The sequence below is a fragment of the Synechococcus sp. PROS-7-1 genome, from assembly GCF_014279795.1.
Lineage (GTDB): Bacteria > Cyanobacteriota > Cyanobacteriia > PCC-6307 > Cyanobiaceae > Synechococcus_C.
Genome location: NZ_CP047945.1, coordinates 1,121,570 through 1,148,238, shown reverse-complemented (window position 1 = coordinate 1,148,238; position 26,669 = coordinate 1,121,570). Strand labels below are relative to the sequence as shown.

At 59.4% G+C, this 26,669-nt stretch carries 29 protein-coding genes and 1 tRNA gene; 17 read left to right on the top strand and 13 right to left on the bottom strand.

The genetic code is table 11. The annotated features are described in order from the left end of the window. Positions 1-26 precede the first annotated feature (26 nt). Positions 27-374, top strand: a complete 348-nt coding sequence (locus tag SynPROS71_RS06320; protein WP_186597528.1) for a hypothetical protein — start codon at positions 27-29, stop codon at positions 372-374. A gap of 2 nt (positions 375-376) precedes the next feature. Here the strand turns inward: SynPROS71_RS06320 and SynPROS71_RS06315 are convergent, their stop codons facing one another. Beyond that, the gene (locus tag SynPROS71_RS06315) at positions 377-1,081 is read right to left on the bottom strand and encodes an SDR family NAD(P)-dependent oxidoreductase (protein ID WP_186597526.1); all 705 of its coding nucleotides are present in this window, start codon (positions 1,079-1,081) and stop codon (positions 377-379) included. A 29-nt stretch (positions 1,082-1,110) separates the two neighbouring features. Between SynPROS71_RS06315 and SynPROS71_RS06310 the strand changes: the two genes are divergently transcribed. From SynPROS71_RS06310 to SynPROS71_RS06300, 3 genes are all read left to right on the top strand, one after another. Then, positions 1,111-1,659, top strand: a complete 549-nt coding sequence (locus tag SynPROS71_RS06310; RefSeq protein WP_186597524.1) for an isoprenylcysteine carboxylmethyltransferase family protein — start codon at positions 1,111-1,113, stop codon at positions 1,657-1,659. A 69-nt stretch (positions 1,660-1,728) separates the two neighbouring features. Next, entirely contained in the window at positions 1,729-2,337 is a 609-nt protein-coding gene (locus SynPROS71_RS06305) for a hypothetical protein (RefSeq protein ID WP_186597522.1), read from the top strand. A 40-nt stretch (positions 2,338-2,377) separates the two neighbouring features. Continuing rightward, entirely contained in the window at positions 2,378-3,745 is a 1,368-nt protein-coding gene (locus SynPROS71_RS06300; protein WP_186597520.1) for an MFS transporter, read from the top strand. Here SynPROS71_RS06300 and cobW read toward each other — a convergent pair. Together cobW and SynPROS71_RS06290 are read right to left on the bottom strand one after the other, a co-directional pair. Beyond that, positions 3,742-4,833 (bottom strand): cobalamin biosynthesis protein CobW, encoded by a 1,092-nt coding sequence (gene cobW, locus SynPROS71_RS06295; RefSeq protein WP_186597518.1) that lies wholly within the window; start codon positions 4,831-4,833, stop codon positions 3,742-3,744. The genes SynPROS71_RS06300 and cobW overlap by 4 nt on opposite strands. Further along, positions 4,833-5,363, bottom strand: coding sequence for a pentapeptide repeat-containing protein (locus tag SynPROS71_RS06290; RefSeq protein WP_186597516.1), 531 nt, complete (start codon positions 5,361-5,363; stop codon positions 4,833-4,835). Before SynPROS71_RS06290 ends, cobW begins: the two co-directional genes overlap by 1 nt. Before the next feature lie 87 nt (positions 5,364-5,450). On the opposite strand from SynPROS71_RS06290, the gene SynPROS71_RS06285 reads away from it, so the two are divergent. From SynPROS71_RS06285 to ilvD, 3 genes are read left to right on the top strand one after another with little or no spacing between them, the layout of a single operon-like run. Then, positions 5,451-6,068, top strand: coding sequence for a uracil phosphoribosyltransferase (locus SynPROS71_RS06285; RefSeq protein WP_186597514.1), 618 nt, complete (start codon positions 5,451-5,453; stop codon positions 6,066-6,068). 24 nt (positions 6,069-6,092) lie between these two features. Beyond that, positions 6,093-6,389 carry a hypothetical protein gene (locus SynPROS71_RS06280; protein WP_186597512.1) on the top strand — a complete coding sequence of 99 codons (297 nt, stop codon included), beginning with the start codon at positions 6,093-6,095 and terminating at the stop codon, positions 6,387-6,389. A gap of 53 nt (positions 6,390-6,442) precedes the next feature. Continuing rightward, positions 6,443-8,113: a dihydroxy-acid dehydratase gene (gene ilvD, locus SynPROS71_RS06275; RefSeq protein ID WP_186597510.1), complete on the top strand. Its 1,671-nt coding sequence runs from the start codon at positions 6,443-6,445 to the stop codon at positions 8,111-8,113. On the opposite strand, the gene SynPROS71_RS06270 is transcribed toward ilvD, so the two are convergent. Together SynPROS71_RS06270 and SynPROS71_RS06265 are read right to left on the bottom strand one after the other, a co-directional pair. Continuing rightward, on the bottom strand, positions 8,114-9,901 hold the full coding sequence (locus tag SynPROS71_RS06270) for an FAD-dependent oxidoreductase (protein ID WP_186597508.1): 1,788 nt from the start codon (positions 9,899-9,901) through the stop codon (positions 8,114-8,116). It abuts the gene before it with no gap. Further along, entirely contained in the window at positions 9,901-10,545 is a 645-nt protein-coding gene (locus SynPROS71_RS06265) for a Mo-dependent nitrogenase C-terminal domain-containing protein (RefSeq protein WP_186597506.1), read from the bottom strand. Before SynPROS71_RS06265 ends, SynPROS71_RS06270 begins: the two co-directional genes overlap by 1 nt. 75 nt (positions 10,546-10,620) lie before the next feature. On the opposite strand from SynPROS71_RS06265, the gene SynPROS71_RS06260 reads away from it, so the two are divergent. Further along, a complete protein-coding gene (locus tag SynPROS71_RS06260; protein ID WP_186597504.1) occupies positions 10,621-12,165 on the top strand; it encodes a methionine--tRNA ligase in 1,545 nt (514 codons plus the stop codon). Beyond that, positions 12,165-13,352 carry an LPS export ABC transporter periplasmic protein LptC gene (gene lptC / locus SynPROS71_RS06255; RefSeq protein ID WP_186597502.1) on the top strand — a complete coding sequence of 396 codons (1,188 nt, stop codon included), beginning with the start codon at positions 12,165-12,167 and terminating at the stop codon, positions 13,350-13,352. Before SynPROS71_RS06260 ends, lptC begins: the two co-directional genes overlap by 1 nt. Here the strand turns inward: lptC and SynPROS71_RS06250 are convergent. Continuing rightward, positions 13,282-13,947 (bottom strand): cofactor assembly of complex C subunit B, encoded by a 666-nt coding sequence (locus SynPROS71_RS06250; protein ID WP_186597915.1) that lies wholly within the window; start codon positions 13,945-13,947, stop codon positions 13,282-13,284. The two genes, lptC and SynPROS71_RS06250, sit on opposite strands and share 71 nt — an antisense overlap. Before the next feature lie 68 nt (positions 13,948-14,015). Here SynPROS71_RS06250 and SynPROS71_RS06245 point away from each other — a divergent pair, with 68 nt between their 5' ends. The 6 genes from SynPROS71_RS06245 to SynPROS71_RS06220 all read left to right on the top strand — a co-directional run bounded on the left by SynPROS71_RS06245 (position 14,016) and on the right by SynPROS71_RS06220 (position 18,424). Then, positions 14,016-14,423, top strand: coding sequence for a tellurite resistance TerB family protein (locus SynPROS71_RS06245; protein ID WP_186597500.1), 408 nt, complete (start codon positions 14,016-14,018; stop codon positions 14,421-14,423). A gap of 30 nt (positions 14,424-14,453) precedes the next feature. Then, positions 14,454-15,131: a photosystem II repair protein Psb32 gene (gene psb32, locus SynPROS71_RS06240; RefSeq protein WP_186597498.1), complete on the top strand. Its 678-nt coding sequence runs from the start codon at positions 14,454-14,456 to the stop codon at positions 15,129-15,131. Positions 15,132-15,138: 7 nt separating this feature from the next. Then, positions 15,139-16,287: a proton extrusion protein PcxA gene (gene pxcA, locus SynPROS71_RS06235; protein WP_186597497.1), complete on the top strand. Its 1,149-nt coding sequence runs from the start codon at positions 15,139-15,141 to the stop codon at positions 16,285-16,287. Then, positions 16,274-16,828 (top strand): bifunctional adenosylcobinamide kinase/adenosylcobinamide-phosphate guanylyltransferase, encoded by a 555-nt coding sequence (gene cobU, locus SynPROS71_RS06230; RefSeq protein ID WP_186597495.1) that lies wholly within the window; start codon positions 16,274-16,276, stop codon positions 16,826-16,828. The genes pxcA and cobU overlap by 14 nt, the downstream gene beginning before the upstream one ends. Continuing rightward, positions 16,825-17,328 carry a tRNA (cytidine(34)-2'-O)-methyltransferase gene (locus SynPROS71_RS06225; protein ID WP_186597493.1) on the top strand — a complete coding sequence of 168 codons (504 nt, stop codon included), beginning with the start codon at positions 16,825-16,827 and terminating at the stop codon, positions 17,326-17,328. The genes cobU and SynPROS71_RS06225 overlap by 4 nt, the downstream gene beginning before the upstream one ends. A 109-nt stretch (positions 17,329-17,437) precedes the next feature. Further along, positions 17,438-18,424, top strand: a complete 987-nt coding sequence (locus tag SynPROS71_RS06220) for a M23 family metallopeptidase (protein ID WP_186597491.1) — start codon at positions 17,438-17,440, stop codon at positions 18,422-18,424. An 81-nt stretch (positions 18,425-18,505) separates the two neighbouring features. Here SynPROS71_RS06220 and SynPROS71_RS06215 read toward each other — a convergent pair. Both SynPROS71_RS06215 and SynPROS71_RS06210 read right to left on the bottom strand, forming a co-directional pair. Next, positions 18,506-18,579, bottom strand: a tRNA-Met gene (locus tag SynPROS71_RS06215). 48 nt (positions 18,580-18,627) lie between these two features. Then, positions 18,628-18,918: a hypothetical protein gene (locus SynPROS71_RS06210; protein WP_186597489.1), complete on the bottom strand. Its 291-nt coding sequence runs from the start codon at positions 18,916-18,918 to the stop codon at positions 18,628-18,630. A 153-nt stretch (positions 18,919-19,071) separates the two neighbouring features. Between SynPROS71_RS06210 and SynPROS71_RS06205 the strand changes: the two genes are divergently transcribed. Next, positions 19,072-19,674, top strand: coding sequence for a peroxiredoxin (locus SynPROS71_RS06205; protein ID WP_011933026.1), 603 nt, complete (start codon positions 19,072-19,074; stop codon positions 19,672-19,674). Positions 19,675-19,721: 47 nt separating this feature from the next. Here the strand turns inward: SynPROS71_RS06205 and SynPROS71_RS06200 are convergent, their stop codons facing one another. Both SynPROS71_RS06200 and ftsH read right to left on the bottom strand, forming a co-directional pair. Beyond that, positions 19,722-22,523 carry a UPF0182 family protein gene (locus SynPROS71_RS06200; protein ID WP_255442434.1) on the bottom strand — a complete coding sequence of 934 codons (2,802 nt, stop codon included), beginning with the start codon at positions 22,521-22,523 and terminating at the stop codon, positions 19,722-19,724. Continuing rightward, complete coding sequence (gene ftsH, locus SynPROS71_RS06195; RefSeq protein WP_255442493.1) at positions 22,520-24,328, bottom strand: ATP-dependent zinc metalloprotease FtsH; 1,809 nt, start codon at positions 24,326-24,328, stop codon at positions 22,520-22,522. Before ftsH ends, SynPROS71_RS06200 begins: the two co-directional genes overlap by 4 nt. 141 nt (positions 24,329-24,469) lie before the next feature. Here ftsH and rpmF point away from each other — a divergent pair, with 141 nt between their 5' ends. Continuing rightward, positions 24,470-24,646 (top strand): 50S ribosomal protein L32, encoded by a 177-nt coding sequence (rpmF, locus tag SynPROS71_RS06190; RefSeq protein WP_011933023.1) that lies wholly within the window; start codon positions 24,470-24,472, stop codon positions 24,644-24,646. A gap of 1 nt (position 24,647) precedes the next feature. Here the strand turns inward: rpmF and SynPROS71_RS06185 are convergent, their stop codons facing one another. From SynPROS71_RS06185 to SynPROS71_RS06175, 3 genes are read right to left on the bottom strand one after another with little or no spacing between them, the layout of a single operon-like run. Then, positions 24,648-25,580, bottom strand: coding sequence for a kinase (locus tag SynPROS71_RS06185; RefSeq protein ID WP_186597485.1), 933 nt, complete (start codon positions 25,578-25,580; stop codon positions 24,648-24,650). Continuing rightward, a complete protein-coding gene (locus SynPROS71_RS06180) occupies positions 25,570-25,908 on the bottom strand; it encodes a DUF565 domain-containing protein (protein WP_186597483.1) in 339 nt (112 codons plus the stop codon). The genes SynPROS71_RS06185 and SynPROS71_RS06180 overlap by 11 nt, the downstream gene beginning before the upstream one ends. Further along, entirely contained in the window at positions 25,905-26,660 is a 756-nt protein-coding gene (locus tag SynPROS71_RS06175) for an HAD-IA family hydrolase (protein ID WP_186597481.1), read from the bottom strand. The genes SynPROS71_RS06180 and SynPROS71_RS06175 overlap by 4 nt, the downstream gene beginning before the upstream one ends. Positions 26,661-26,669: the final 9 nt, after the last annotated feature.

Sequence of the window (26,669 nt, the reverse complement as noted above, 5' to 3'; positions counted from 1 at the left end):
AGACAGGTGAGTGAACCCTGCAACGCGTGACTGCCCCCAGCAACGCTGTTCTTCCATCCATCGCTCTGCTGATGGTCTCAGTGGCGGTCTTTGCTGCTCCAGCGCGGGCTCAATCCGCTTTGGCCGTCACGATGGAATGCCGCCACGCCAATCAGGCCTGGTCCCCCTGCCGCTACGTGAGCGAGCAACCGGGAGCTCGCTGGGAGCTGGCGTTCAGCAACCAAGTGGTGCGTTTTCAGCACGACGGCAGCGGCACGATGCAGATGCAGATTGGCGAGCAGACCCCCTGGGCCAAGGTGCAGGCGCGCTGGAGTGCGGATGGAACGCTCTGCTGGAACACGGTCTGCGCCCGCGGCGACATTCCGCTGGACTGAGGTCAGCGTTCCAACGTGGCATTCACCGCCAGCTCAAAGGGCACGGCGGATGCCGGCAGATTGAGCAGGTTGGCGCAGAGGGACGCGAGGTCGCCCGGCTGCGTCATCAATTCGGGTGCCAGAGGACTCGTTGCGCGTGCCATGTCGGTGTTCACCCAACCTGGGCAGATGGCGGTCACGCGGATTCCCTGGTCCCAGCCTTCGTTGCGCATCGCCTGGCAGAGGCCCATCAGGGCGAACTTGCTGGCGGAATAGCCCGCCAACGTGCCCTTGCAGCGTTTGCCACTCATGGAGACCAACACCTGAATCCGCCCCGTTTGTGAGGCCACGAGCGCTGGCCAGGCTGCTCGTGTCAGCCACCAGGGGCCCTTCACATTCACACTCCAAAGCTCGTCGGGCTCGTTGCTTTGCGCATCGCTGAACAACAGCGGTGTGCTCCGGAGGATTCCGGCGCAGTGAATCAGGGTGTCGAGTGCTCCAAACGCCTGCTGCGTCGCCTGCACAGCCCGCTCGGCATCGCCTGGATCCCTGGCGTCGTAGCGACAAAGCGATAGAGCATCGCCATGGAGACGGGGATCCAGGGCTGTATCGCGGAGGCCATCCGGATCCCGAACAGCCAGACAAAGGTGATGCCCCTGAGAGAGCAGCAAGGTCGCAATCGACCGGCCGATACCCCGACTCGCACCTGTGATCAGAATCGTTCGCATAGTGGGAGCACGTAGAGGAAGGCCACCCCATGGCGGATTGGAACCAGGCGTTCCATGGCTGGAACCTGAGCTGGCGAAGCCTGTTCAGCAATCAACAGGGTGAATGGTGGCTGGTGGCCCAGCTGCTGCTGATCGTGGGACATCTGGCGCCGGCTTGGCCGAGCACGCACTCCCTAGGGGTCCATTGGCCAGCGGGGATGGCGATGGGCGGACTGATCCTCTTCGCCGTGGGACTGGGATTGGCGGTTCAGGGATTCCGTGCCCTGGGCCCCAGTCTCTCGCCCTTACCGGAGCCCAAGAAGGGAGCCGCCCTGGTCACCACAGGGGTTTATGCCCACTGCCGCCATCCTCTCTACAGAGCAGTGTTGGTGTGTTCCTTGGGAGTGACCCTGGCCTGGGGAAGTCTTCTGCACATGGCTCTTTTTTTGTCGCTGGTGTTTGTCCTCACCGGCAAAGCGCACCGGGAGGAGCGTGAACTGCTCAAATGCTGCCCCAACTACGCGGACTACATGAAAACCACAGCGTCAATCGTGGCTCACATCCCTGGTTTGGACTGGCGCACAACGGGGGCCGGCTGAGAAACCGTTTATTCATTCTTGAACCGATAATGATTGCCCGTAAGACAGGTTCGTTTTTCTGTCAGCGGAATGCAAATCGTCCGGGATCGCCGCACTCTCTGCCGTTGCCTTGCATGGCCAGTTGTGGCGACAGCGTTGCTCGGACTGGGAATGGCCCCCGCAGCACGCGCTGATCGTCAGGATGGCGAGCGTCCCTCCCTGATGGCCCTGCTCGAGCCCGTTCCACCGAAGCCGAAGCCTGTCCCCACCCTCGTTCTGGAACGGACCGACCGCCGCATCGCCTCCACCGGCGATCCGATCTGGGATCTGAGGCTCGAGATTCCCGGAAAGCCAACCCGTCGTTTTGACGCTGTCAGCGGACGGGCCAATCGTCAGAACGCTGACCGCGACCGCATGGGAAGCCGAGCTCCCCTGCCAGCAGGCACCTACAGCGTCGGCCCGGTCGAACCCCTCGCCGACGGGGCCTATCCCGAGCTTGGCCCTGTCTGGATCAGCATCGAGCCCACCTTCACGACCGGTCGCAGAGTTCTGGGAATCCACCAGGATCCCAGCGCCGGTCGCCTCAATTCCCAAAGCGGCACCCTTGGATGCATCGGTCTGGTGAACCGCAACGACATGCTCGATCTCTCTGCTCTGATCGAACGGTCAGGAACCCAGCGCCTCGTGGTGATGAACTGATTCGATTGCCGAAGATCACAAGCAAGGGACTGAACCGCCCATGAGCACAGCACTGGATCTCTCCGATGCTCCCGCTCCGCTCAAGCGCAGAGTGTTGCTCGCCTACGGCATTGGTGATGCCGGAACTGGCATGGCCACGGCCGTCGTGGGCTTCTATCTCTTCGTTTTTTACACCGCAGTGGCTGGATTGCCCGCATGGCTGGCAGGAACGGTGCTGATGGTGGTTCGCGTCTGGGATGTGTTCAGTGATCAGATGATCGGTTTGCTCAGCGATCGCACCGGCGGACGCTGGGGCCCGCGTCTGCCGTGGATGATCTCCAGTGCGGCACCCCTGGGGCTGTCCATGACTCTGATGTGGTGGGTGCCACCGTTCAGTGATCCTTGGCGGTTTCTCTGGTTTGTGGTGGTAGCGGCGATCTTTCAGAGCACCTACTCCGGGGTGAACCTGCCCTACTCAGCGCTGGCCACGGAGCTGACGAATGATGAAACGCTGCGCACGCGCCTCAACGCCTACCGCTTCACGGGGTCCGTTCTGGCCAGCCTGCTTGGGCTTCTGCTTGGCGCAGCACTCAGCCATGAAGGTGCACCTGGATACCTGCGAATCGGTTTGGCCTCTGGCCTGATCCTGGTGTTCGGCAGTGTGGCCAGTGCGATTGGGTTGGCGCCTGCTGCAGCCCGGTGCCAGCGACCCAAAGCGATGCATCAGGCTCTCATCCCTCAGCTGCGCAGCCTCAAAGCCAACGGTCTGTTTCTGCGGGTGGTGGCGATGTACCTGCTGGGGTGGGGAGCCCTTCAGCTGATGCAACCAGTGTCGATCATCTACCTCTCGGATGCCTTGCATCTCCCCCATCGCTGGAGCACGTTCTTGCTGATCCCGTTTCAGATCAGCGCCATGGCAGGACTCTGGATCTGGAATCGGGTGGCCGCACAACGAAGCCGCTTGCTGGCGCTGCAGGTCGGTGGTTGTGGCTGGATTGTGTTCTGCATCATCGCGATGGTGCTGCCGGCGCTCCCCATCAGCGGAAACGCTCTTGCCGCTGCCAATCGAACCCAGCTTCTCGCCTTGCTGGTCACCCTCGTGCTGCTGGGTCTGTGCGCGGCCACGGCCTATTTGCTGCCTTGGGCTTTTCTGCCGGAGGCTGTCGATGCGGAGCCCAACCATCCCGCCGGTCTGATTACAGCCTTTATGGTTCAGATCCAGAAGCTTGGAAGTGCCGCTTCAGTGTTCCTGCTGGGCCTGATGCTCAGCTGGAGTGGCTACGAAGCAAGCCTGGGGGAAGCCCAGCCTGAGGGAGCGTTGGTCATGATCCGCATGAGCATGGGGCTGATTCCCGCTGTTCTGGTGATGCTCTCTCTCTGGGTGATGCGTGATTGGAACACGGTGCGGTCGCGCCTCTTGCATCGCTAGCGACTCGCCAGAAGCCTCAACTCCAGCCTCTCTGCCGCACCAGCCTCGAGGCCGATCACGACGAGCTCGAGACCGGAGCCTGCTGCAGGCATCCAGGCATGATCTGGAGCTGCTTCAAACCAGCTGTCCAACCTGGGACCCACCATCTGGATTTGCAGAGGGAGAGTCTTGCCGGGAAGCCAGACACGACCTTTGAGGCGGATCACATGATGGGTGCGGACAAACTCCGGCAGTAGCTGCTCAAGCGTGCTGCGATCAAAGGGGCCTTCCAGACGGATCTGACCGCTGATGGCCTCCACATGGCTGTGATCGTGATGGCTATGGCTGTGTTCGTGGTCGTGGTCTTGGTCGTGATCGTGATGCCCGGCTTCGTCGGCGTGCTCAGCGCCATGGCTCGATTCAAGGGACTCAAGCCCGAGAACCAGAGCTGGATCCACCTCGCCACGACTGATGGCCAGAGTGCCCGCACCGGGACGCAGCCGCGGCTCGATCGCCTGCAAAACGGTCTGCAATTGCGGCGGCTGCAGACAATCGGAACGGCTGATCAGAACAAGATCCGCTGCTTGGAGCTGGTCTTCGAACAGATCCTCGATGGCCGTGAGGTGATCAAGGCTCTGATCCTCTTGCCGCTGACGTTCCAGCGCCTCAGGATCACCGACGGGACTGCCACCACTCATGGCTTCACCATCCACCACGGTGACAACCCCATTCACATGCACACGGCGGCGGATGGCAGGCCACTCAAGAGCCTGGAGGAGGGGACGGGGAAGAGCCAGACCGCTCGTTTCAACGACAATGCCATCGAGCTGATCGGATCGTTCCAGAAGCGTTTCCATCGTTGGCAGGAAATCGTCCTGAACGGTGCAGCAGAGGCAGCCGTTATTCAGTTCCACAAGACGGCCCTCCACCTCCTCGTCTGGGCAGAAACCGCAGCTGCGGATCAGATCTCCATCCAAGCCAACGGTTCCGAACTCATTGACCATCACGGCAAGTCGTTGACCGCTCTGGGTGAGCAGGTGCCGCAGAACTGTGGTTTTGCCGGCGCCGAGGAAGCCGGTGATCACCGTGACAGGAAGTCGCTTGGCCATCAACGACATCCCAGTGATTCTCTCGTGCTCACACCACTGAGACTGTTCACGCCGCTGGCGCGTCCACACAGAGCTTTGAGCTGGGGAAGATCGATCACGGCATTCGTGAAATCGGTTCCTTCGATCTGAGCGTCGTTAAAACGGCTCTGCATCAACATCGCGTTGGTGAAGTTCGCATCGCGCAAGTCGGCCCCATCGAAGCGGCTGGAGAAAGCCACCACATCTTCAAGATCGGCACCGCGAAGATCAGCTCCCTGAAGTTGCGAGGTGTTGATCACAGCCCCGCGGAGATCGGCGTCCCCAAGATCAACCTCGCGCAGGTCGGCCTTGAGAAATTCCTTTTCCTTCAGATCCCGACCATGCATGTTGGATGAGATGTCCTGCACGGCACGCTGTCCGCGCAGCTCCGGGGCGGTGATCGCCTCTGCTGAGGGTGCACCGATGAAAACGGCGGAGAAGACCAGCACTCCGGCGAGCAAGGCCGTGACCAGTTGGCGCAGCGAGTTGCGAAGAAACGCGGAGACAGACATGGGGGGTAGGAACCTCGGCGGGTGCCGGAAGCAGCTGCCGTAATTTGAACGGTCACGTTATGGCAGAGATCTGCCCAGCCACGTGTCATGGCCAAGACTCTTCGGGTGGTCGTTCCGCCCCACCCACTCATTGCCCACTGGCTAACGGTGCTGCGCCATCAGGGAACTCCGGCAGCTCTGTTTCGTACAGCAATGGAAGAGCTCGGCCGATGGCTGAGTTACGAAGCGCTTCGCGACTGGTTGCCGCACCGGAGGGAGGTGGTGCAGACACCTCTGGCGAGCACAGAAGGAACGATGATTGAAGCGAGCGTTCCCCTCCTTGCAATCCCGGTTCTCCCTGGAGGCCTGCATCTTTGGGAGGGTGCACGCCAGGTGCTTCCGAATGCTGATCTATGCCTCGATGGCGTGCCCTCAGGCATCGAGGCCCAAGCGGGTGTTGTGCTGCTTCTCGATCAGATCAACGATGGCGAAACTCTGCTTTCGAGCCTGAATCGGTTGCAGCAAGAAGGGGTGGATGGGCGTCGCTTGCGCGTGATCACCACAATTTGCGCCAGCCCGGGGTTGAAGCGCATTGGTGAGGCCTTCCCTGATATCACCATTCACACCGCCTGCATCGATGCTGATCTTGATGAACAGAATCAGATTCTTCCGGGAATCGGTGACCCCTTGCAAAGGCTCGGGATCAGATCAACGCAGGCCACCTAGGGTTCAACCAAGGATTGAAGGGCCATGGCGCGTCAGCAAGACTCAACCTCGGCAACACTGGCGACACTCGTCAGCGGAGCTGTTCTGGGCGCAGCAGGCCTTGGCTGGTGGCTGATCTCGGAAGCAGACCGTCGCCGGCGTCTGCGCTACAAGCGCTCGATGTTGTATGCCCCGCGCATGCAGGACGGCAGCGAGGCTCTTGGACCAGGAGAGCGCCAGCCTCTTGATGCCGACAGTCAGCTAGAGGCCCGGGTTGAGCAGCTGAATGCCGCGATCGCGGATGTTCGCAAGCAGCTTGAAGACCTTGGCTCCAGGGGGTGACCAGCGCAGCCGGTAGGTTGATTTCAGTTTCACGCCGGATGACGGCCTGATCCATGCTCCGCTCCGATGCCGTCACCAAAGGGATCCAGCGCTCACCCAACCGGGCGATGCTGCGGGCCGTGGGTTTCGGCGATCAGGACTTCGGCAAGCCGATCATCGGCATCGCCAACGGCTACAGCACGATCACGCCCTGCAACGTCGGGCTTGATGACTTAGCCCGGCGTGCCGAAGAAGCGGCCCGACTGGCCGGTGGCATGCCACAGACCTTCGGAACCATCACCGTCAGCGACGGGATTTCGATGGGCACCGAGGGGATGAAATATTCCCTGGTGAGCCGGGAAGTGATCGCCGACGCCATCGAAACAGCCTGCAATGGCCAAAGCATGGATGGCGTGTTGGCCGTCGGCGGCTGTGACAAGAACATGCCTGGGGCCATGCTCGCGATGGCGAGGATGAACATCCCAGCGATCTTCGTGTACGGCGGCACCATCAAGCCGGGAAAACTGGGCGGCTGCGACCTCACCGTGGTGAGTGCTTTTGAAGCGGTGGGTCAGATCACCAGCGGCAAGATCGACGAAGAGCAGCTCACGGCCATCGAGAAAAATGCCTGCCCCGGTGCTGGCAGCTGCGGCGGCATGTTCACCGCCAACACCATGAGCGCCGCCATCGAAACGATGGGGCTCAGTCTTCCCCACAGCTCCACCATGGCCGCTGAAGATGAGGAAAAGGCCGACAGTGCAGCCCGATCGGCCGAGGTGTTGGTGCAGGCAATCCAGGCCGGCATCCGCCCGCTTGACCTGATGACAAGGGAGGCCTTTGAAAATGCCATCAGCGTGATCATGGCGGTGGGTGGCTCCACCAATTCGGTGCTGCATCTGCTGGCCATAGCCCGCACGGCCGGCGTTGCACTGGCCATCGACGACTTTGAACAGATCCGCCAGCGCGTTCCGGTGATCTGTGATCTGAAACCCAGTGGCCGTTACGTCACGGTGGATCTCCACCGCGCCGGTGGGATTCCCCAGGTGATGAAACTGCTGCTCGATGCCGGCCTGCTCCACGGTGATTGCCGCACGATCGAAGGCAAAACCCTGAAGGAACTGCTTGCGGATGTGCCTTCCACACCACCCGCGGATCAAGACGTGATCCGTCCACTCTCCAATCCCCTCTACGCCAAGGGCCACCTGGCCATCCTCAAGGGCAATCTGGCCTCGGAAGGAGCAGTCGCGAAGATCAGTGGTGTGAAGAATCCAGTAATTACAGGCCCGGCAAGGGTGTTTGAAAGCGAAGAAACTTGCCTAGAAGCGATTCTCGACAACCAGATCCAGGCCGGTGATGTGGTGGTGGTGCGCAACGAAGGCCCCGTCGGCGGTCCGGGCATGCGCGAAATGCTCAGCCCCACCTCCGCGATCGTGGGCCAGGGTCTGCTCGACAAGGTGGCGCTGATCACCGACGGCCGTTTCTCCGGAGGCTCATACGGTTTGGTCATCGGCCATGTGGCGCCTGAGGCGGCCGTGGGTGGAACCATCGGCTTGATCAAGGAAGGAGACAGCATCACCGTGGATGCCAATCAGCTGCTCCTCCAACTCAATGTGGACGACACGGAATTAACACAGCGACGTAACGCCTGGGTACCACCAACGCCGAAGTACCGCACTGGAATCCTCGGCAAATATGCCCGGCTTGTGAGTTCCAGCAGCCAGGGTGCGGTCACCGATCAGCCCTGATCAGCCCCAGCCTGTCACCCTCAACCAGGGCCCCCAGGGGTTGAGGATTCCTCGCAGGGCCACGGCAGTCGGCTCCTTCACGGTGGTCATCCAGGCCTGAACCGATGGTTCAAGGGTGATCACCGGCCAGGCATCCCCATCGGGCGTCTCAAGCCGAAATCCTCCGTCGCCGCAGGGATGAATCCATCCCCTCAACACAGCATCTCTGTGGCTGGGGGGTGCAGGGGCCGCTGCCTGCGTTGCATCAGTCTGCTCCGAAAACCCACGCAGTGACTTGTGCTGGAGGTCGTTCCAGAACGGATCCCTCCAAGCCAAGGTCCAGTTCGGAACCACTGCTGCAGGTGCCCTTCGATCATTGATCAACAGCGCCTGGAGCTGGGGCACTGAACAGTGCGCCGGTGGCACGGCCTCAGCCACCGCCAGCGCTGCAGCGGCTCCCGCCGCCTGACCCACGTTCAACACCAACGGCTGCAGCCGCGTGGCGCCATTCGCCATGTGGCTTGTGCTGATCGCCTTGTCGGCCGCCATCAGATTGTCGATCTCCGCGCTCACCAGCACGCCGTAGGGGATGCAGAACGGTGTGCCCGTCCAGCGCCCACCCCAGCGGCAGCTCTTTGGCGCCAAGGGCCAATCAGGCCCTGGATAGTGATGGTCGTTGGCGTAGTTGCCCACCGCGATCGACTGCAGCGCACCGGCTGGATCACGGGGCAAGGCAGCGCACGAGGCCCCCTCGCCAACCGGCAACAGGTCCTGCTCCAGCACTGTGGCGCGCCCCACCAAGCGCCGCCCCTCTCGCCAGTAAGGCATGGCCGCCAGCCAGGGAGCCGGACTGCCGGACTCGGCGGGGAAGGCGTGGCCAAGCTGCAGCCAGCCATCGCTGGCTTCCTTGAGGGCTTCAGCAAAACGCAGGCTGTGGGCCTGCATCTCTTCGTACAACGCCGCTTCTTGCTTGGGGTCAGCGCCAAAGGCCCGACTCAGCCCCCAGTGCCAGTCGTTGCCATGCAGGGGCCAGTTGAGCATCACCAAGCCACCGGGCAAGCGCCCGTAGGTGAGGGTGCGCTCCAGGCCGAAGCACTCACAGGCCTGCTCAAAAGGAGCCGGAAGCTGGGGCCTGCCGGCGGGATCGATGCCGCGGGCTGAATCCGCCTGCAGGTGATCGCTTTGCAGCTGGCCCACCACCACCCAAGTGGGCGATTGCACAGGCTGATGCCGGAAAAAGGCCTCTGACTTGAGGCGCTCCTGGCTTGGGGCACTGGGTTCACCCCACTGCTCCTGCGCCTCCCAGCCGAAGCGGTAGGGAGCCTCTGCCAGGGGAAGCAGATCACCGCGATCGCTGCCATCGATCACCACCTGGCAACGCACACGCCGGCATTCAGCATCGATTTCAACCTGCAGGGCATTGATCAGTGATCCTTCCCGCTCCACCTCCAGCAAGCTGCAGCGAGGCCACCAAAGCAAATTGGCCTCGGCCCTCACCCAGTCCTGCAGGATCTGCTCTGCCGTGGTGGGCCGGTAGCCAAAGCAGCTCACCCAGTTGTGATCCAGCCCTTCCGGTTCACGCCGCTCCAACTCCCGCAGGAAGGCCCCCCAAAGCCCCGTTTGCCAGGGCGATAGTTCGTTGCCATCCGGGCAGCACACTCCAGCTGCGCTCACCATCCCCCCGAGCCATGGGCCGGGTGTCAGCAGAAGCGTGGAGGCACCACCGCGTGCGGCCTGAATCGCAGCAGCTACACCACCAGAGCCGCCGCCCCAAACGAGAACATCGACCGCATCGATGGACGTGATCATCACGCGCTGCAATCCCTGCGACTAATCCGTAGCTGCTCGTCTTCCGGTAGGCGGCCCAGGCAGCGGAAGCGCAGCCCCACGAGTTGGTCGTACAGCGGATTCAGTTTGCACATCGGCGGAATGTGCACGAGTTTGTGGCCAAACAGCACTATGTCGCGTTCAAAGGGACATTGCGCAGGGATCAGGCTCACGATGAAGCCAGCGACGGCTGGGTCACTGGGGTCAAGCGCATCCAACCACTGTTTCAAGGGTTCAAGCGGATGGATACTCCGGGCGCTTGTCGGGGCGTCACACGGCTGCAAACCCTTCAGGGGTGACTGATCACAGCCGAGCAAGTCCGCCCAGTGATGGAGCAGAGCCAATTCCATGGCACTGAGATGACCATCGGCCAACGACACCACAACGGCAGAGCGCAGAAACTGCTCGGCGAGGGTCGGATCTGCAGCGAAAGCCTCGGCCAGATCACTGTCTTGAACAGGGGGCAAGCCGTCCCAGTTGAGATCGGCGTCAGGCAGGGTTTTAGAAAGGTGATCAGCCAGCGCTCTGCGCTCTCCTTCGCTGAAATCACCGTCAGCAAGAGCCAGTTGGTGCAGGGCTGACAACCAGACACGCCGAACCTCTGCGCATTGGATTGGAGATGTCATCGAAACCAGAGGGAAGAAAAGGAGGTCGTTAAGATCCAGCCCCAGAGCCAGGGGCCTCAGAAGAGAGCCGACGCGATGACCTACAGCCTCACAACGCCGCTCTATTACGTCAACGCCAAGCCCCACCTCGGAAGCGTGTACACCACGCTCGCCTGTGATGCGCTCGCTCGTTTTCAGCGTCTCGAAGGCCAAGATGTTGTGTTCATTACCGGGGTTGATGAACACGGCCAGAAGATTCAACGCACGGCCGAAACGCAGAACATCAGTCCAGCGGATCATTGCGATCAGATTTCCGCCTTGTACTCCGACCTCTGGGCGCGTTGGGACATCACCAATGATCGTTTCGTTCGCACCACAAGCCCTCGCCATCTTCCCCTTGTCCAGGCCTTTTTTCAGCGCTGTGAGGCTGCAGGGCATATCCGTACCGGCCATCAGGAAGGCTGGTACTGCGTGGATTGTGAGGAATTCAAAGATGATCCCTCCGATGCCAAGAATCCCGACTGCCCCATCCATCGCAAGCCACTGGAATGGCGCGACGAGGAGAATCTGTTTTTCTGTCTCTCCCAGTTTCAGGAACGCATTGAAACCCTGATTGGGGACCCTCAGTTCATCGCACCCACCAGTCGCCGTCGGGAGATTGAAAATTTCGTCGCAGGTGGGCTGCGTGATTTCTCGATCTCCCGGGTGAATGTGTCATGGGGACTACCCGTTCCCGGCCATCCAGGGCACACGTTCTATGTGTGGTTTGACGCCTTGCTCGGGTACCTCACAGCGCTGCTGGATGACGGTGGGGCGGCGGACTTGGATCGCCTCGCAGACGTTGGCTGGCCTGCGGATGTTCATGTGATCGGCAAAGACATCCTGCGCTTTCATGCGGTGTATTGGCCCGCCATGCTGATGTCTGCGGGATTGCCTGTTCCCAAGCGCGTTTTCGGGCATGGTTTTCTCACCAGGGAGGGCCAGAAAATGGGCAAAGCGCTGGGGAATGTGCTGGATCCGGAAACCCTGCTGGAGCGTTGCGGGACCGATGCCGTGCGTTGGTATCTGCTGAGAGACATTCAATTTGGTGAAGACGGAGATTTTCAGCAGCAGAGATTTATGGATCTTGTGAACAACGACCTCGCCAACACGATCGGCAATCTCCTGAATCGAACTGCCTCGATGTCACGCAAGTGGTTCGATGCATCCCTTCCTCCTGTGTCGGATGGAGTTCGCTCTGACCATCCTCTGAAAGACACCACGGAACAAACGATTGTCCGCGTGCGGCAGTCGATCCCTGCACTGGCTTTTCAGAACGCGGCTGAAGCCGTGCTGCAACTGGCGATCGAAGCCAACGGATATCTCAATGAACAAGCACCCTGGAGCCTGATGAAACAACCAGGCCACGAAGAGAAAGTGGGAGATGATCTCTATGCCGTTCTCGAATGCTGCAGGGTGATCGGCCTTTTGCTTCAACCCCTGGTGCCAGGCCTCAGCTCCAGGATCCTGGCCCAGCTGGATCAGCGTCCAAGCGAGGATTGCTGGACCCAAGCGCTGAGCTGGGGCCAACTGGAGCCAGGCATCGGACTTCCGAAACCTGAGCCGGTGATGCAGCGACTTGAGCTTGAGTCCCCCCTCTGATGGCCTTGCTTTCACGCCAAGCATGGCTTTCAAGCTGTCTACTGGCAGGCCTTCCTTTCTTGAGTGGTTGCGCGGATGAGAACACACCGGTCGCCGTCGAGGCGCCGCCTTTCGTGTTCCGTTCACTGGAGCTTGAACAGAAAGCCAGCAATGGTCAACGGCAATGGAGCTTGTCCAGCCCGGAAGCCCGTTACGAACTGAACAAACGCTTGGTTCGCGCTCGCAGGCCCGTTGGTCTCCTATTTCGCAATGGAAAGCCATCGTTTCGGATTCAGTCCGATCTCGCCCAAGTGATCAACGATGGGGAAAAGATCCTGCTGGAAGGGAACGTCAAGCTTCAGCAACTCACCGGCGCGAAGCTGCTGATCCAGGGAGATCGACTGCGCTGGCGGCCTGAACAAGGCGTTCTGACCATGGAACAGCGGCCCCGAGCGTCGGATCAGGAGTCGCGTATTTCGGCCCGCGAAGCCGAACTTCAACAAACCACCAATGAACTCACGCTGACGGGCACTGTTCAACTCGACCGTTGGTCCACCGCCGACCGCAGTACCCCCCCTGACAGCTTTTTGCGCAGCGGTCAAGCCCAATGGAATTTGGATTCAGGACGGCTCAAAGCCAAGGGACCCGTTCTCGGTCAGCGCAGAGATCAGGAAGGAACCGTGCTCGAGCAGCTCGAGGGGCCATCACTGAATGGAAACACGCTCAAAGGAGAGATCACCGTGCAAGCACCAGTGATTCTCAAAATCCCGCGCGAGAAGGGTGTGCTCAGGGCCCAGGCCACAACCTGGTTCTTCCGGGATCAAATCATCCGCAGTGCAAAGCCATTTGAGGCTGACCTCGAGCGCACCAGAATCACAGGTGATGGCTTCAGGGCCGATCTCGGCGAAACGACCGTCGATGTGAACGGGGCCTGTGAGATCCGTCAGCCAGGGGAAGTCTTGGAAGCTGAACGCTGCCGCTGGAACTGGGACAGTGAAGACGTCTTGGCCGAAGGGCAGGTTCGCTTGCGGCGAGACGAGAACGATCAGGTCACCAGAGCCACGCGGCTTGAGGGAACGGTTGGCAAGGAGGGTCGAATTTCCTTCACCGCTCCTGGATCCAAAGTGCAATCGGAAGTCAGGCTCCCTTCTGAGGGGAAGGGTGTGACTCCTGGATCCCGTCCCCAACCAAATCCAGTGTCCTTCTAAGGCGTTCGCTCCATCCCGCCAGCCAACGTTCATCCGATCGGGTAAAGCAACGCTCGGACCAACCGCCGAGCACGACCCACCCCCGGTGCCCGAGGGGTTGCACCATCACAGATGGCAAGCCTGGCAACACGGGATCAAATTCATTGCGGCCTGGATAGAGCGCCGTCTTCACCAAAGAGATCAGCTCCTGGCGCTGGCTCGCCCGTTGGCAGATGGCACCGGGTACGAATGAATTCGACGTGATCAGTCCACGTCGGAGAAGAACTTTCCCATCCCACATCACAAGCATCGAGGCGGCTGAGGTGGCTGTCAGAAACTGATGGCTGCCCCAGGCCAGTTCCAAGGTCAGGGCCTCATCCAACTCCTCGTCAATGCGGAGCCCCTGCTCACCGCTGAGTTGCGCTGCTTCAGCAGGCCGGGGAATGGCACGCGTCCAAAGAACGGCAACCAACATCAAACCAACAGCTGCCATCCCAGCAAGCACTTCAGCGCGTTGAAGGGAAGGAGGAAAGTCTCCAGCCGTGAGGGCATTGACGAGCGCCAGGCTCAGCACCAAGACCCCGGCGATCAAACAAAGACGAGCGGAGCCAGGCATGGTCTGCAACATGCTGCGGTCAGAACGACTCACTCTTGCTCAAATGAGGAAGCACAGACCAGCCCAAGATGACTGACGCTGAAGCCTTTGCCGCAATTGCTCTCGCCGCGGTGGCCTGTGATGGCACCCTCGGGCGTGATGAGGCCCACGCTCTGCGTCGCTCACTCGAATACCGCACGCCTTACAAGGACCGGAACGAGCAGGAGATGGCCGCCCTGTTTGATCGCCTCTTGGCCCAGCTGCGAACAGACGGCGTCGAACGTCTTGTCGACGATGCCCTGCCCGTTCTGACGCCTGTCCAGCAGGAGACAGCTCTGGCGGTGGCTGTTCAGCTCACCCATGCCGACAGGGACGTCACCCCTGAAGAAAAACACTTTCTCAACAATCTGACTGGACGTCTCAATCTTCCGGAAGGGCGCGCCGTGATGGTTCTGGAGGCGATCATGGCTCTCAACCGAGACAGCCTGGCCGCCTGAGGGCAGACTAATTCGACGCTGAGCATGACCATGAATCGCTTCACCCAGCTCACCGGCGGGATTCTGGCCGCCACCCTCTGCTTGCTGTTCTGCACGCCGCTGGCGCTTGCGGTCTCTCCCCAGGACTTCCCAACCCAGCCACCCGATGAGCTGGTTCTCGATTCAGCTGAGGTGTTGAGTCGATCTGGTCGCAACGAAATCAGCAACCGACTGCAGGAGCTGGACCGCTTTCACGTGGATGCTCGGCTCGTGACCCTTCGGCGCCTTGATTACGGCCTGAGTCTCCCGGCCTTCGGAGAGGAGCTGCTCAATCGCTGGAGTGAGGCAACTGGTGGATCGGACAGGCCCTTGCTGCTGTTCCTGGAGGAAAGCCAGAGCAAGCAGGCCACGGTTGTCGCGTCACCAGCCTTGTTGGAACAACTACCGGAGAGCCTGTTGCGCAGCACCGGACGCACCACCATGAGCCAACCCTTGCGGGACGGGGATCGCTTCCGCCAGGCCACCCTCGACGGCGTCGCAAGACTCGAGATCGTGCTCGACGGTGGCGAAGACCCCGGTCCTCCGGTTCAGGCGGAGAGGGTTGCACTACCGACCAATGTGCCAACGGCTGAAGAAACAGAAGAGAGCAATGCGTTTACTTGGGTTGTCGTTCTGCTGGTGGTCGGCACGATAGTTCCGATGGCCACCTGGTGGATTTTCTCCCGGTAACAGCACGATGGCAGGACGCAACTGGCTCGACACCTTCGGAAGGGCCAAGTCCCTCGATGTGAACGCCGATCTTGATCGCGGCTACGAAGCCGCTCTCTTGATTCAAAGCCTGGAACTTGAGTACTACGGAGACCGGCCGATCCGCCCTGATCTGGAACTCTCTGTTCCCAGTTCGGTTCAAGCGACGGTTCTCCGGAAATTCCGGGCAGCCATCAGCGTCTGTCGGGCCTCTCTGGACAAACTGGAGTATCAGCGTGGCCAACTCGATCCGCAGGAGTTGCGCCAGCTCCAGCTGATCGAGAGTGTGGTCAATCGCTACAGCCCCCGGCGGACGGCCTCAGCTCCCACCATCAGCCGATCTCCTGATCCGCTTCCACGGTCCCTTCTCGGAATCTTCGACACGCTGCGACGGCAGCTGAATCCCACTTCAGAAGCAACGCTGGTGGCTGGATTCCGGCGGCGGCGCGATTCCACCCTGATTTCCCTGAAGGTGCTGCTGCTTCTCATCCTTGTTCCCCTCTTGGTGCAACAGGTGAGCCGCACTTACATCATCAGCCCCGCAGTGGATCGCTTTGCTCCAGATCTGCCGTTTTTGAGTTACCCCAAGCCACAACTGGAAGAGCAAGCCGTCGAGAAGCTCCGTGTCTACAAGGCCGAGATCGAATTTGATGCACTCCTGCGCGGCGATTCGATCCCAACACAGGAAGAGTTACAGAAAAAATTATCTGCGAAAGCGGAAGAGCTGAAGCAGGAAGCAGATTCAGAAAGCACCCATGCCGTCAAGAACGTCCTCGCTGATCTCGCCGCCACAGTGGCGTTTGTTGTGGTCTGCGTGTTTAGCCGAGAAGAACTACGAGTCCTGAGGGGATTTTTCGACGAAGCTGTGTATGGACTGAGCGATTCAGCCAAGGCGTTTGCCATCATTCTCTTCACCGACATTTTCGTTGGTTTTCATAGTCCTGAAGGCTGGACGGTGCTTCTTGATGGAATCGCCAATCATTTCGGTTTCCCGGCTAGAGAGAACTTCATCCTTCTGTTCATCGCCACCTTCCCGGTGATCCTGGCGACAATCTTTAAGTACTGGATCTTCCGCTATCTCAACCGCGTCAGCCCATCGTCGGTAGCGACGCTTCGCGGGATGAATGGTGGCGGCTGATCATCCTGAAGGTCTGGTTCTTGTCTCCGGTCCAAGCCGAGGAGGCAAGAGCCGCTGGGCCGAACATTTGGTCTCCTTTTGTTCTGAAGTGACGTACATCGCCACCTCACCGTCTTTGCCTGAAGACGCATCGTGGCAGGAGCGACTTCGCCTTCATCGGGAACGTCGCCCCCCCAACTGGGGGCTTCTGGAATGCGATGGTGACCTCACGTCTGCGCTCAAGGAAGCGCCGGACAACCATGGCGTGCTGATCGATGCTCTTGGTGGGTTCACGGCCGCCTGGCTACAGAGCGATGTGCAGCAGTGGAACGCCGTTCAAAGCGAACTGCTGACCATCCTGAAACAGCGCCATCAGCCCGTCGTGATCGTGATTGAAGAAACAGGCTGGGGCTTGGTGCCCCCAACAGCCATTGGTGGACTCTTCCGCGATCGCCAGGGAGAGCTCGCTCAGCGTCTAGCCAGACAGGCCAACCGAAGCTGGCTTGTCGTTCAGGGCAGAGCTCTCGATCTTCATGATTTAGGCCAAACCGTCCCGCTGTGACTCTTCTCAAGCTCAAGCCATCCGCGCTCAGAGTGGCTTTGTTCGAACCACGTATCCCTCCGAACACAGGAAACATCGCGCGGACCTGCGCAGCGTTTGATTTGCCTTTGTCATTGATTGAACCCCTGGGTTTCTCAATCGATGACAGACAGCTCAAACGAGCCGGGCTGGACTACTGGCCCCATGTGAACCTCTCGGTTCATGCAGACTTCAACGCGTTCAAAAACAGTCTCCCCAAACCCTCCCGCGTGATCGGCTGCAGCCGCAGGGATGGCGTTGCACTGCAGGGTTTCTCCTTTGAGCAAGGGGATGTACTGCTGTTCGGACGAGAAGACACAGGGCTTCCAGAGCCAGTGCGAGCCGAATGCGATCAGATTTTGACGATTCCGATGCCTTGCAGCGCTGGGAGTGATGGACAAGGTGGCGTGCGCAGTCTGAACCTGTCCGTCGCCTGCGCGATCGCCTGCTTTCAGGCAGGCCTGAAACTGCAGCTGTGGTAGTCCATGATCTGACACTCGTGCCCTTGCAGAGGGGTGTTCAGCCCGCTACTTTCAGCCCGGTCTGATGCTGTGGCGGCGTCTTCGGATCTGTTCTTCACTTGCGCGCTGAATGAAGCCTCTGCTCCTCGCCGTGACCGCCGTTGCATCCAGCAGCGCCTTGTTCGCGATGTCGCAGACCTCCGGTTTCGCAGACTCCGATCACATCAGCTCAAAGCAACTCCTTTCGGCTCTCTCTTCGGAGCCATCACAGATCTGGGTTCGATTGATCGAACCCAGCAATCTTGCAACGTTGGCTCGTGATCTTGAACTAACCCCGAGCCAGCTCGAAGAATTGAATGAACTCAAGGCAGAGACTGCCCTTGAAGCAGGGACATGGGTTGTTCTTCCTTCCACGAGTGCTGCATCCATCAGTGCATCGGACGCATTAGACGGAACGCAAATCAGAGAGACCGCACCGCTCAAGACTCCTCCAGCTCCGGTGGAAGTCGTTGAAATCAAACCTCAGCAATCGTTGATGTCTTTGGTTCAAGAGCACGGCATCACGCTGACACAGTTGAAGACTTTTAATCCAGGGGTCGAGCTCTCCAAGCTCGTGGTGGGAAGCAAGGTTCGTGTTGCTAAGGCCAGTGTGCTGGCTGTGCGTCCCTTACGTTCCGGCGGAGCAAGCTGGCCCGAACTTCCTGCACTTCCTGGATCCAAACAGTTCGATGCGTCCCAGTCCTATATCTGGCCTGCTAAGGGTGTTTTCACCTCTGGATACGGATGGCGCTGGGGAAGAATGCACAAGGGAATCGATATTGCGAACAACGTCGGCACTCCAATTCTGGCTGCCAAGGATGGCGTTGTTGCTTACTCCGGCTGGAGCAGCGGCTATGGCTACCTGGTTGAAATGTCCCATGGAGATGGTTCTTCAACGCGTTACGCCCATAGCAGCCGACTGCTGGTTAAAAAAGGACAATTGGTTCCTCAAGGTGCTCGCATTGCCCTGATGGGGAGTACCGGTCGCAGCACGGGCCCCCATCTCCATTTTGAAATTCGCAAGCCTGGCGGAGCAGCCATGGATCCGATGTCCATGCTTCCGTCACGCAGAGGCTAGAGAAAACGAAGACTCACTCGCCCCAAAGCGAAATACCTTCGAAGTGAGTTCACTTGAAGGGAGTGAATCGATTCTGAAAAATGTCAGAGGAGAGACTTGAACTCTCGACCTCAGGGTTATGAATCCTGTGCTCTAACCAGCTGAGCTACTCTGACGAAATGGCTTTCAGGCCAGTTGCCATCATACATCTTGGAGGGTCAACATCAGCGCATATCAATGGCGTTGAGTCTCTCTCGGAATGATTTCGGCGACGCTGTGGCCACGGCCTCAGACAGGGATGCCATGTCATCCGGCATGGCATTGGGCCTCCGCTGTTGACGGACCGGCTGCCCGCGATGCGGCCTGGCCTTGAGCAAGAGAGCCCGACTCGAAGGATCGCGCACTAAGGGCTGACTGCTGAGCTCACTTCGCACTTGATTCAGCAAGCGGAAGTGGCCGGTGCTGCTGAACTTTCTAAGAAGCGCCTGATCCCAGGCCATGGATGAATGAATCATCCGCACATCTTAAAAGCCGGCGAAAGCAGGATCTGGTGCAGCGGGGCACGCGATTGGCGCGCAGAGGCGTGATAAGTTATTGCCCGCAATTGGAAGTCGTAACGACTTCGACCTAGGTCTTCACGCTTCCTTGCCTTCCTTCGCCCGTTCATCATGACCGCCAACGGTTGTCTGCGCGTGGGCCAACAGGCCCCCGACTTCACCGCCACAGCAGTGGTTGACCAGGAATTTAAGGAGATCAGCCTGTCCCAGTACCGCGGCAAGTACGTGGTGCTGTTCTTCTACCCCCTCGACTTCACCTTCGTGTGCCCCACGGAGATCACGGCATTCAGCGATCGCTACGCCGATTTCTCCAGCAAGAACACTGAGGTTCTCGGCGTGTCCGTAGACAGCCAGTTCAGCCACCTCGCCTGGATTCAGACCCCCCGGAACCAGGGCGGCCTCGGCGACATCAACTACCCACTGGTTGCTGACCTGAAAAAAGAAATCGCCAGCGCCTACAACGTGCTGGACGATGAGGAAGGCGTGGCTCTGCGCGGCCTGTTCATCATTGATCCCGAAGGTGTGATCATGCACGCCACGATCAACAACCTTCCGGTTGGTCGCAACGTGGACGAAACCCTCCGCGTTCTCCAGGCATTCCAATATGTGCAGTCCCATCCCGATGAGGTCTGCCCCGCCAACTGGACTCCCGGCGAAAAGACCATGAAGCCTGATCCCGTGGGAAGCAAGGAGTTCTTTGCTGCTGTGAACTGACCTAGAAGGCAGTGAACAGTAGGGACCCACTGACGTGGGTCCCTTTTTTATGGCTGCATGTTTGCAGGGGTTTTCAGCAGAGCCTTCAGCCCCTGATCGAGATCATTCGCCATTGCCACACGTCGCCCATCACTGACAACCACTCTGGTGAGCGTCGGCAATCCTCCAAGGCGAGCTTTGAGGTAGATCGGCTCCACATAGAGCAGAGAGTCGCCAACAGGCACCACCAGGAGGTTTCCCTGAACAACTTGGGAACCGGCTCTGTCCCACAGACCGAATTGCTGACTGATGTCAGGGTTTTGATTGATTAATGCCTGAACCTGCTCAGGGCCAAAGATCGGAACATCGCTCGGGAATCGCAACAGGATCAATTCGCCGTAATGCACTCCATCACTGCGTGCGGCCAGCCAGGCCGAAAGGTTTGGGCGAGCCAAGGGCGTGAGTGGTTGGAGAAGCAGAAATTCAGAACGTTCGCTTCCTTTAAGTTGAGCCGTGATGTGATACGGGGCAACAGGTATCTGTTGGCGCCCGTAAAGTTCAACTGGGACTTGCCAGACATCATCACCGCTGTAGAAAGTCCTTGGCTCGGTGACGTGATAACGCAGCAATTGCTGAACTTGGAGCTCAAACTGATCCTGAGGAACCATCAGATGGTCCCGAAGAGTCGACGGCATTGCATCCCATGACTCAAACAACGCTGGAAATAATCGGCTCCAGCCAAGGACGATTGGATCCTCTTCTTCACTTACATAAAAATGAACCTTGCCGTTATAAGCATCCACAATGGCCTTCACCGAGTTGCGTAGATAGCGCAGGGGGCGTCCATCAGGAAGCGTGGCTGCATAGGGATACGTTCGAGACGTGGTGTAACCGTCAACAATCCAATACTGATGCTGATCCTTCGAGAAGCCTGGAGGAGGATCTTTTAGGGGAACAGAAACGAGATAAGGATCACCCATAAAGGTGAGAAATGGAGCCAGAGCCTTGACTCGATGTTTCACATCGCGCCGTAAAAGCAATTTGGATTGCGGAGTCAACGCACCAGTGTTGAGCAGTCTGGGGTCGTTGAGATAGGTAGCCGCACTGATGCGCTGCCATAGCGAGGACAAAGGGATCCCAGCAGTACCGGAGTAATGGGTATATGTATTTTTATCTCCCTCTGGATAATCAAATTCCTCGATTCGCGTGGGTGCCACTGCATAAGGCGAGGGCAACAAACCGAAATAGAGAGCAGCTCGGCCGATTGGAACTTCACGCTTAACATCGGCCTGAGTGATACCGAGAGAGGGGTTTCCTTCAATCCTGGTTGAACTGCCCAGATCACTGATGAAATAATCAGGAAGGCCATCCGGCGCGCTTGTATTGACTGGATTGAGCGTGAAACCGAAACCGTGGGTGAACACAAAGTGACGGTTCTGCCAGGTTCTGGATCGCCTTGGAAGGGCTGTCTGATCCAGCTCCCGCGCCGCCATGATCACCTGCTGCCGCTCCTTTCGATCAGGGCGCAGTGGATAGCGATCCACAGCAGCTTTGGCAAAGCGGTAATAAACCCTGAGCTGTTGAAGTTGCCGATTCGAAGCCAACAACGGTTGACTATCCCAGAGACGAATGTTCCTTAACGTGCTTTCTCCTTGAACCAGATCATCCGCCTCGAGTTGCTTTGAAGGGTTGATCGGTCGAGTCGTAATGCTGTCCAGTTGATAGGCATGGCGCGTTGCTGTGATGGCATGACTGAGGAATGGCCCCTCGAGCTGGAATTCCCTGGGGCGGACCACCATCCACTGCAAGAGGGGTGCCAAGAGAATTTCGGTGAGCAGAAGCACGATCGCCAAGGCGACGAAAACCCCTCTCATTCCCCGTCGTCGTCGCGAGGACACCCCAGGCCAAGGGAACAAGGTGGTCGCCAGGAGACCAAGAAGAACGCTTCCCCCCACCCTGAGCGGCAAGATCAGATGCACATCCAGCCAGCCTGCGCCGGCCACAACACCGTTCTGGGTCCAGAGCAGCTGATGGCGCGACAACCAGAGGAGTGCGGCAAGCACCAGAAACAAGGCTGCAAGCAGCGGAAGGAGCAGACGGCGTTCCTGGGTTGTCCAACCAGGAAAGCCCCAGTCACTCAGGCAGGAACTGCGAGTCAGTCGGCTCCAGATCGCAGTGCTGAGAACAAGGAGCAGCTGAAGCAGCAGCAACTCCAAAGCCAGAGCAATCGCTGAAAAACGACCAAGCCCAAAGCTCACATCAGCGCCGAGCAGGGGCTCAAAACGGTTGGCGTCAGGAATCGTGAGTGCCAAGGCCCAGAGCCCCCAGGCGCGGGCCGTGATCAGACAGAAACAGACACTTCCATAAAGATGGGCCAATCCCAGTCGATGACTTCTTGTCAGTCCAAACGTGATCGTCAGGACCAGCAGAATCGAGAGGGTGAACAGCGGCCAGGTGCTCTTGAAGGGAACACTCCACCAGTGCGCCAGGAGGAATGGCTGGGATAAGGCCAGCCAGGCCAGGCGGGTGTAAACCACCAGCACGCTCAGAAGCACCACAAGCGTGCTGGCCAGACCAAGCGCATACGTTCTACCCCTCAAGGCAGGAAGTTCCCCCTCGGGGGTGGGTTCATAGGCCGCCATCCATCGCTGTCGCCAAATGGTCGTAACACCTGCGAGGACTAGGGCAACGGCTCCTCCAGCGCCTTGGAGCCCAAGACGTTTGAGATACACACCCTCAAGGTTGAACTGTTGGAACCAGGCCACCTCGACCTGGAGACGGGCCAACAGCACAAATGCGGGAACTAGCAGCAGCAGCCAGCGGGCAGATGCAGGATGGCTTGCGAAAAAGGCTCGCTTGGACGGGCTCAAGTCCAGGCCGGCAGTTGCCCCAGGCTAGGACTCCGATCCGGCGGATCAATCCCTAACAGGGCATAGAAGCGATCCGACTGAAGGGTCTCCTCCTCAATCAGAGCATCAACCAGAACATCCATCTGTTCACGCCTTGACTCGAGCAGATGGATCGCTTGCTGCAGAGCCTCGGATGCCAGCAAGCGAACACGAAGGTCGATCTCGCGACCAGTGCGTTCCCCGTAAGACGGCCGGGTATGGATCAAATCGCGGCCCAGAAACACCTCCTGGTCCTGTCCCTCGAGAGCAACGGGGCCTAGATCAGAAAATCCGAATCGGGTCACCATCTCCCGTGCCAGTTGCGACACCATCTGCAAATCACCGCTTGCCCCTTGGGTGACCTCAGATGGTCCGAACACGACAATCTCTGCGGCACGGCCACCAAGAGCCATCACCAATCGGGCATGGAGGTAAGCACGGGTCACCAAGCCGGAATCAAGCACTTCCTCATCAGGGAAAAAGCGCGTGAATCCCCCCACACCACCACTGCGGGGCAGGAGGGTGACTTTGTCGACGGGATCGGCATTGGGCGTCAATGCCGCAACCAGGGCATGCCCGATCTCGTGGTAGGCGATTAATCGCTTCTTGGCACCATCCTGTAAGGGGGCAGCCGTCAGCCCCATGGTGATCCGCTCCAGAGCCATTTCCAGCTCTTTGTTGCCCAAAGCTGTGCACTGATAGCGGGCCGTGAGGATGGCGGCTTCATTCAGAAGATTGGCCAGATCGGCTCCGGAGAAACCTGGCGTGCGTCGGGCCCAGTCCGCCAGGGACACCTCTTCAGCCAGAGGTCTGGTGCGGGCATGCACAGCAAGAATCGCCTCTCGCCCTTTGCGGTCCGGCAAGCCAACGGCAATCCTGCGGTCGAACCGCCCTGGACGCATCAAGGCTGTATCGAGGACGTCGGCGCGGTTGGTGGCCGCCAGAAGAATGACGCCCGAGTTATCCGCAAACCCGTCCATCTCAGTGAGCAGCTGGTTGAGCGTCTGCTCCCGCTCGTCGTTGCCTCCGCCAATCCCTGCCCCCCTCTGACGGCCAACGGCATCGATCTCGTCGATGAACACAATGCAGGGTGACTTCTCCTTGGCTTTGCGGAACAGATCACGCACACGGCTGGCACCCACACCCACGAACAACTCAACGAATTCCGAGGCCGCAAGGGAGAAAAAAGGAACGCCAGCCTCTCCGGCAATGGCTTTCGCCAGAAGGGTCTTGCCGGTACCCGGAGGGCCGACCAGAAGGACTCCCCGAGGAATCCGCGCTCCCAATTTGATGAACGTCTCCGGTTGCTTCAGGAAGGTCACAACCTCCTGAAGCTCGTCTTTGGCCTCTGCGATCCCGGCCACATCTTCGAAGCGCACCGTCACCTCGCTCTGCGGACTGGTGCGCGCCTGGGTACGCCCGAAGCCCATGGCCTTGTTGGCCACCTGAGCCGATCGCCTCAGCAGCAGCGACAACCCAACCACGATCAGGACGATCAAGGCCAGATTGCCGGCCAGACCGGCCAGGGCCTGTTCCTGCCGGACATCCTTCACGCGAAGAGGAGTTCCAGCAGCCTCAGCGGTCCGCAGAATTTGTGGATCATTGACCAGAATTGGCACCGTTGTGCGTCGTCCGTCGGGGTAGGTGACAATCACCTCCCGGCGAGCCGGCACCAACTGCAGCTCCTTCACCTTCCCCGAGGAGATCTGCTTCAGCAACGCGCTGTAACTCGGAGGAGGCTCCGAACGAAAGCGAGAGAATGGATTGCTCGGTTGGTCCGTTCCGATCGACCTCTGGGCATCGAGGCCCGGCTGCGACTGACTCTTCTGCTCTGGGCTCACACCGCTGTTGCGTTAGGTCAAGACTAGCGATTTGACGGAGGGGCTCTCGAAAGTGGATCATGGCTGTTTGGCAGTGATCAGCCCGAGATGGCCGTCCCGAAGAAGAAAACCTCTAAGAGCAAGCGCAACCAACGGCATGCCGTCTGGAAAGCCAAGGCCGCAACTGCAGCCCAAAGAGCCCTTTCCATTGGCAAATCCGTTCTGAGCGGCCGTGCTCAAGGTTTCGTCTACCCCGTGGCGGAAGCCGACGACTCCGAAAGCTGAGTCAGCTGAAACGGACCTCGCGAACGGCCCTTTCGCTCGTGAGGTCCACGATGATCGTGGCTCCAGGAATGCAATCGAGACAACCTCTCGGCAGAGCCACCTCAACCATTCGATTGAAATCGGAGAGTTCGTTCTCAGCAAAGTTCACTCCGGTCCTGTCCAAGAGCGTGTTCAATTGCTGACGCTTCCAGCGCGCGGAAGCATCAACGTTCTCGATGCGCAGATGCCAGAGCTCATCGAGCATGGACCAGATCGAAACGTACTCGCTGAGCTTTGTGAGTGCTTTGGGACGCCACTGACGTTCTGAGGGCGTGAGCTGTTGCTCCATTGCATCATCACGGTGCTCACGCACCACCGCACCGAGAAACCATCCCTCCAGCAACACCACCCGTGGCTTGGAGATGGTGGAACCGCAACGGTCGCCCCGTCCTCCCCGAAGAGACTTGTCAAACCGTGGCGCCTGGAGACAGTCCCCGTTCAGCCAAGCCTGCAGAGATCGTTCCATCCCGATGAGGTCATGACTGCCAGGCAAAGCCCGGGGGACTCCCCACGGATTTCCGGCCATGCTGCGTTCCAATTCTGCTGCAGGCCAATAGAAGTCGTCGATCGATAGATGCTCCACCGACCAGCCGAGATGGTCGGCAGCATGTTTGATCCAACTGCAGAGGGTGGTCTTGCCACAACCCGGCAGGGCACTGACCCCGATCAACGTCGGGACATCCTCGGCGTGGGCCTGTTCCACTCGGGTGAGGAGTGGAAGAGCGAGGGAGGCAATCCAGGCATCATCGACAGGAACGGTCCAACGATCTCGCACCAAGCTCAAACCACCACGGGCCTGCCAGTGGTGCCACCAACGCTCCGGATCGGGCCAACCCAAGAGCTCCAGAAGGGCATCCCCCCCGCGTGGTGCGTCCGGTCGTCTGTTACGAGCCAAGCTTGAAAGCCTCAAACACAACGGCGTAGACGGTTCCAATCCGCAAATTGTCGAGAGCGAGCCATCCCAGAGGCCAAGGCTCAATCCGCACCCTGCTACGCAGCCGCACCAGAACTTCTAAAACCACCACCATCATCAGAACAGCGATGGGGCGCTCCTGACCTGATTTCTGATACCAGTACATCGTGACGTTGCTGCCCACAATGAAACCGAATAACAAGGCCAGCAGTCCCACACTCCTGCGACGCCAAGGCCCGACCAGGGCCTGGGACAGATGAGCTCCTACCCGACGCTGAAGCCGGTCGTATCGCGTGACATGCAGCGTCATCCCTGACCCAGATCAAGCAGCATCTCCAAATACTTCAGCGTGACCCGGCCGCCTTCACAAGGGGGTCCGCTGTGGATCCGACACGAGGTTTCTGCTCCGAAGTGATCCAAAACAGCTGTGGCGTGGTGATTGTCCCTTGGAAGTTCAGGATCCCAAGGGGATGGAGTGAGCAAGCAACGCAGTCCTGCCGCACGAGCAGACCGCAAGCCCGGTGCTGAGTCCTCCAAGGCGATCGCGCAATCTGGATCGACACCACTGCGTCGCAGAGCGAGCTGATAGGGCTCTGGATCAGGCTTTGAACAACGGACATCGTCCGCTGTCACCCAACCGCTGAAAGGGCCTGCGCTGAAACCATGCAGGACCTCGAGGAGAGCCTGAACGGAAGCAAGTCCGCTGCTGGTGACGATCCACTGCTGAACACCAGCGTGCTGAAGGTCCTTGAGAAGCCGCAGCACTCCTGGCCGCCACTGCACTGCACCGGAGCGAATCATGGCGAGGTAGTGACGCTGCTTGGCCTCGCGTAACCGTTGGAGCAAGTCGGGCGTTAGAGACACTGAGCACCTCTGCGCAAACCGCTGCATGCGCTTGGTTCCCCCGGGAATGGTCAAGAGCTCGGCGTAGAGGTCAGGATCCCAGTTCCAGCCGATACCCAGCTCGGCGAAGGCACGGTTGTAGGCCACCCGATGGCCGGACATCTCCGTGTCAGCAAGCGTTCCGTCCACATCCCAAAAGACGGCTTGCAGTCGAGACATTGCAGCGAT

Bases quoted from the DNA above. Each gene is read 5' to 3' on its own strand.
- SynPROS71_RS06315 (WP_186597526.1), bottom strand. From the start codon at position 1,081: ATGCGAACGATTCTGATCACAGGTGCGAGTCGGGGTATCGGCCGGTCG.
- SynPROS71_RS06310 (WP_186597524.1), top strand. From the start codon at position 1,111: ATGGCGGATTGGAACCAGGCGTTCCATGGCTGGAACCTGAGCTGGCGA.
- SynPROS71_RS06305 (WP_186597522.1), top strand. From the start codon at position 1,729: ATGCAAATCGTCCGGGATCGCCGCACTCTCTGCCGTTGCCTTGCATGG.
- SynPROS71_RS06300 (WP_186597520.1), top strand. From the start codon at position 2,378: ATGAGCACAGCACTGGATCTCTCCGATGCTCCCGCTCCGCTCAAGCGC.
- cobW (WP_186597518.1), bottom strand. From the start codon at position 4,833: ATGGCCAAGCGACTTCCTGTCACGGTGATCACCGGCTTCCTCGGCGCC.
- SynPROS71_RS06290 (WP_186597516.1), bottom strand. From the start codon at position 5,363: ATGTCTGTCTCCGCGTTTCTTCGCAACTCGCTGCGCCAACTGGTCACG.
- SynPROS71_RS06285 (WP_186597514.1), top strand. From the start codon at position 5,451: ATGGCCAAGACTCTTCGGGTGGTCGTTCCGCCCCACCCACTCATTGCC.
- SynPROS71_RS06280 (WP_186597512.1), top strand. From the start codon at position 6,093: ATGGCGCGTCAGCAAGACTCAACCTCGGCAACACTGGCGACACTCGTC.
- ilvD (WP_186597510.1), top strand. From the start codon at position 6,443: ATGCTCCGCTCCGATGCCGTCACCAAAGGGATCCAGCGCTCACCCAAC.
- SynPROS71_RS06270 (WP_186597508.1), bottom strand. From the start codon at position 9,901: ATGATCACGTCCATCGATGCGGTCGATGTTCTCGTTTGGGGCGGCGGC.
- SynPROS71_RS06265 (WP_186597506.1), bottom strand. From the start codon at position 10,545: ATGACATCTCCAATCCAATGCGCAGAGGTTCGGCGTGTCTGGTTGTCA.
- SynPROS71_RS06260 (WP_186597504.1), top strand. From the start codon at position 10,621: ATGACCTACAGCCTCACAACGCCGCTCTATTACGTCAACGCCAAGCCC.
- lptC (WP_186597502.1), top strand. From the start codon at position 12,165: ATGGCCTTGCTTTCACGCCAAGCATGGCTTTCAAGCTGTCTACTGGCA.
- SynPROS71_RS06250 (WP_186597915.1), bottom strand. From the start codon at position 13,947: ATGCCTGGCTCCGCTCGTCTTTGTTTGATCGCCGGGGTCTTGGTGCTG.
- SynPROS71_RS06245 (WP_186597500.1), top strand. From the start codon at position 14,016: ATGACTGACGCTGAAGCCTTTGCCGCAATTGCTCTCGCCGCGGTGGCC.
- psb32 (WP_186597498.1), top strand. From the start codon at position 14,454: ATGAATCGCTTCACCCAGCTCACCGGCGGGATTCTGGCCGCCACCCTC.
- pxcA (WP_186597497.1), top strand. From the start codon at position 15,139: ATGGCAGGACGCAACTGGCTCGACACCTTCGGAAGGGCCAAGTCCCTC.
- cobU (WP_186597495.1), top strand. From the start codon at position 16,274: ATGGTGGCGGCTGATCATCCTGAAGGTCTGGTTCTTGTCTCCGGTCCA.
- SynPROS71_RS06220 (WP_186597491.1), top strand. From the start codon at position 17,438: ATGAAGCCTCTGCTCCTCGCCGTGACCGCCGTTGCATCCAGCAGCGCC.
- SynPROS71_RS06210 (WP_186597489.1), bottom strand. From the start codon at position 18,918: ATGATTCATTCATCCATGGCCTGGGATCAGGCGCTTCTTAGAAAGTTC.
- SynPROS71_RS06205 (WP_011933026.1), top strand. From the start codon at position 19,072: ATGACCGCCAACGGTTGTCTGCGCGTGGGCCAACAGGCCCCCGACTTC.
- rpmF (WP_011933023.1), top strand. From the start codon at position 24,470: ATGGCCGTCCCGAAGAAGAAAACCTCTAAGAGCAAGCGCAACCAACGG.
- SynPROS71_RS06180 (WP_186597483.1), bottom strand. From the start codon at position 25,908: ATGACGCTGCATGTCACGCGATACGACCGGCTTCAGCGTCGGGTAGGA.
- SynPROS71_RS06175 (WP_186597481.1), bottom strand. From the start codon at position 26,660: ATGTCTCGACTGCAAGCCGTCTTTTGGGATGTGGACGGAACGCTTGCT.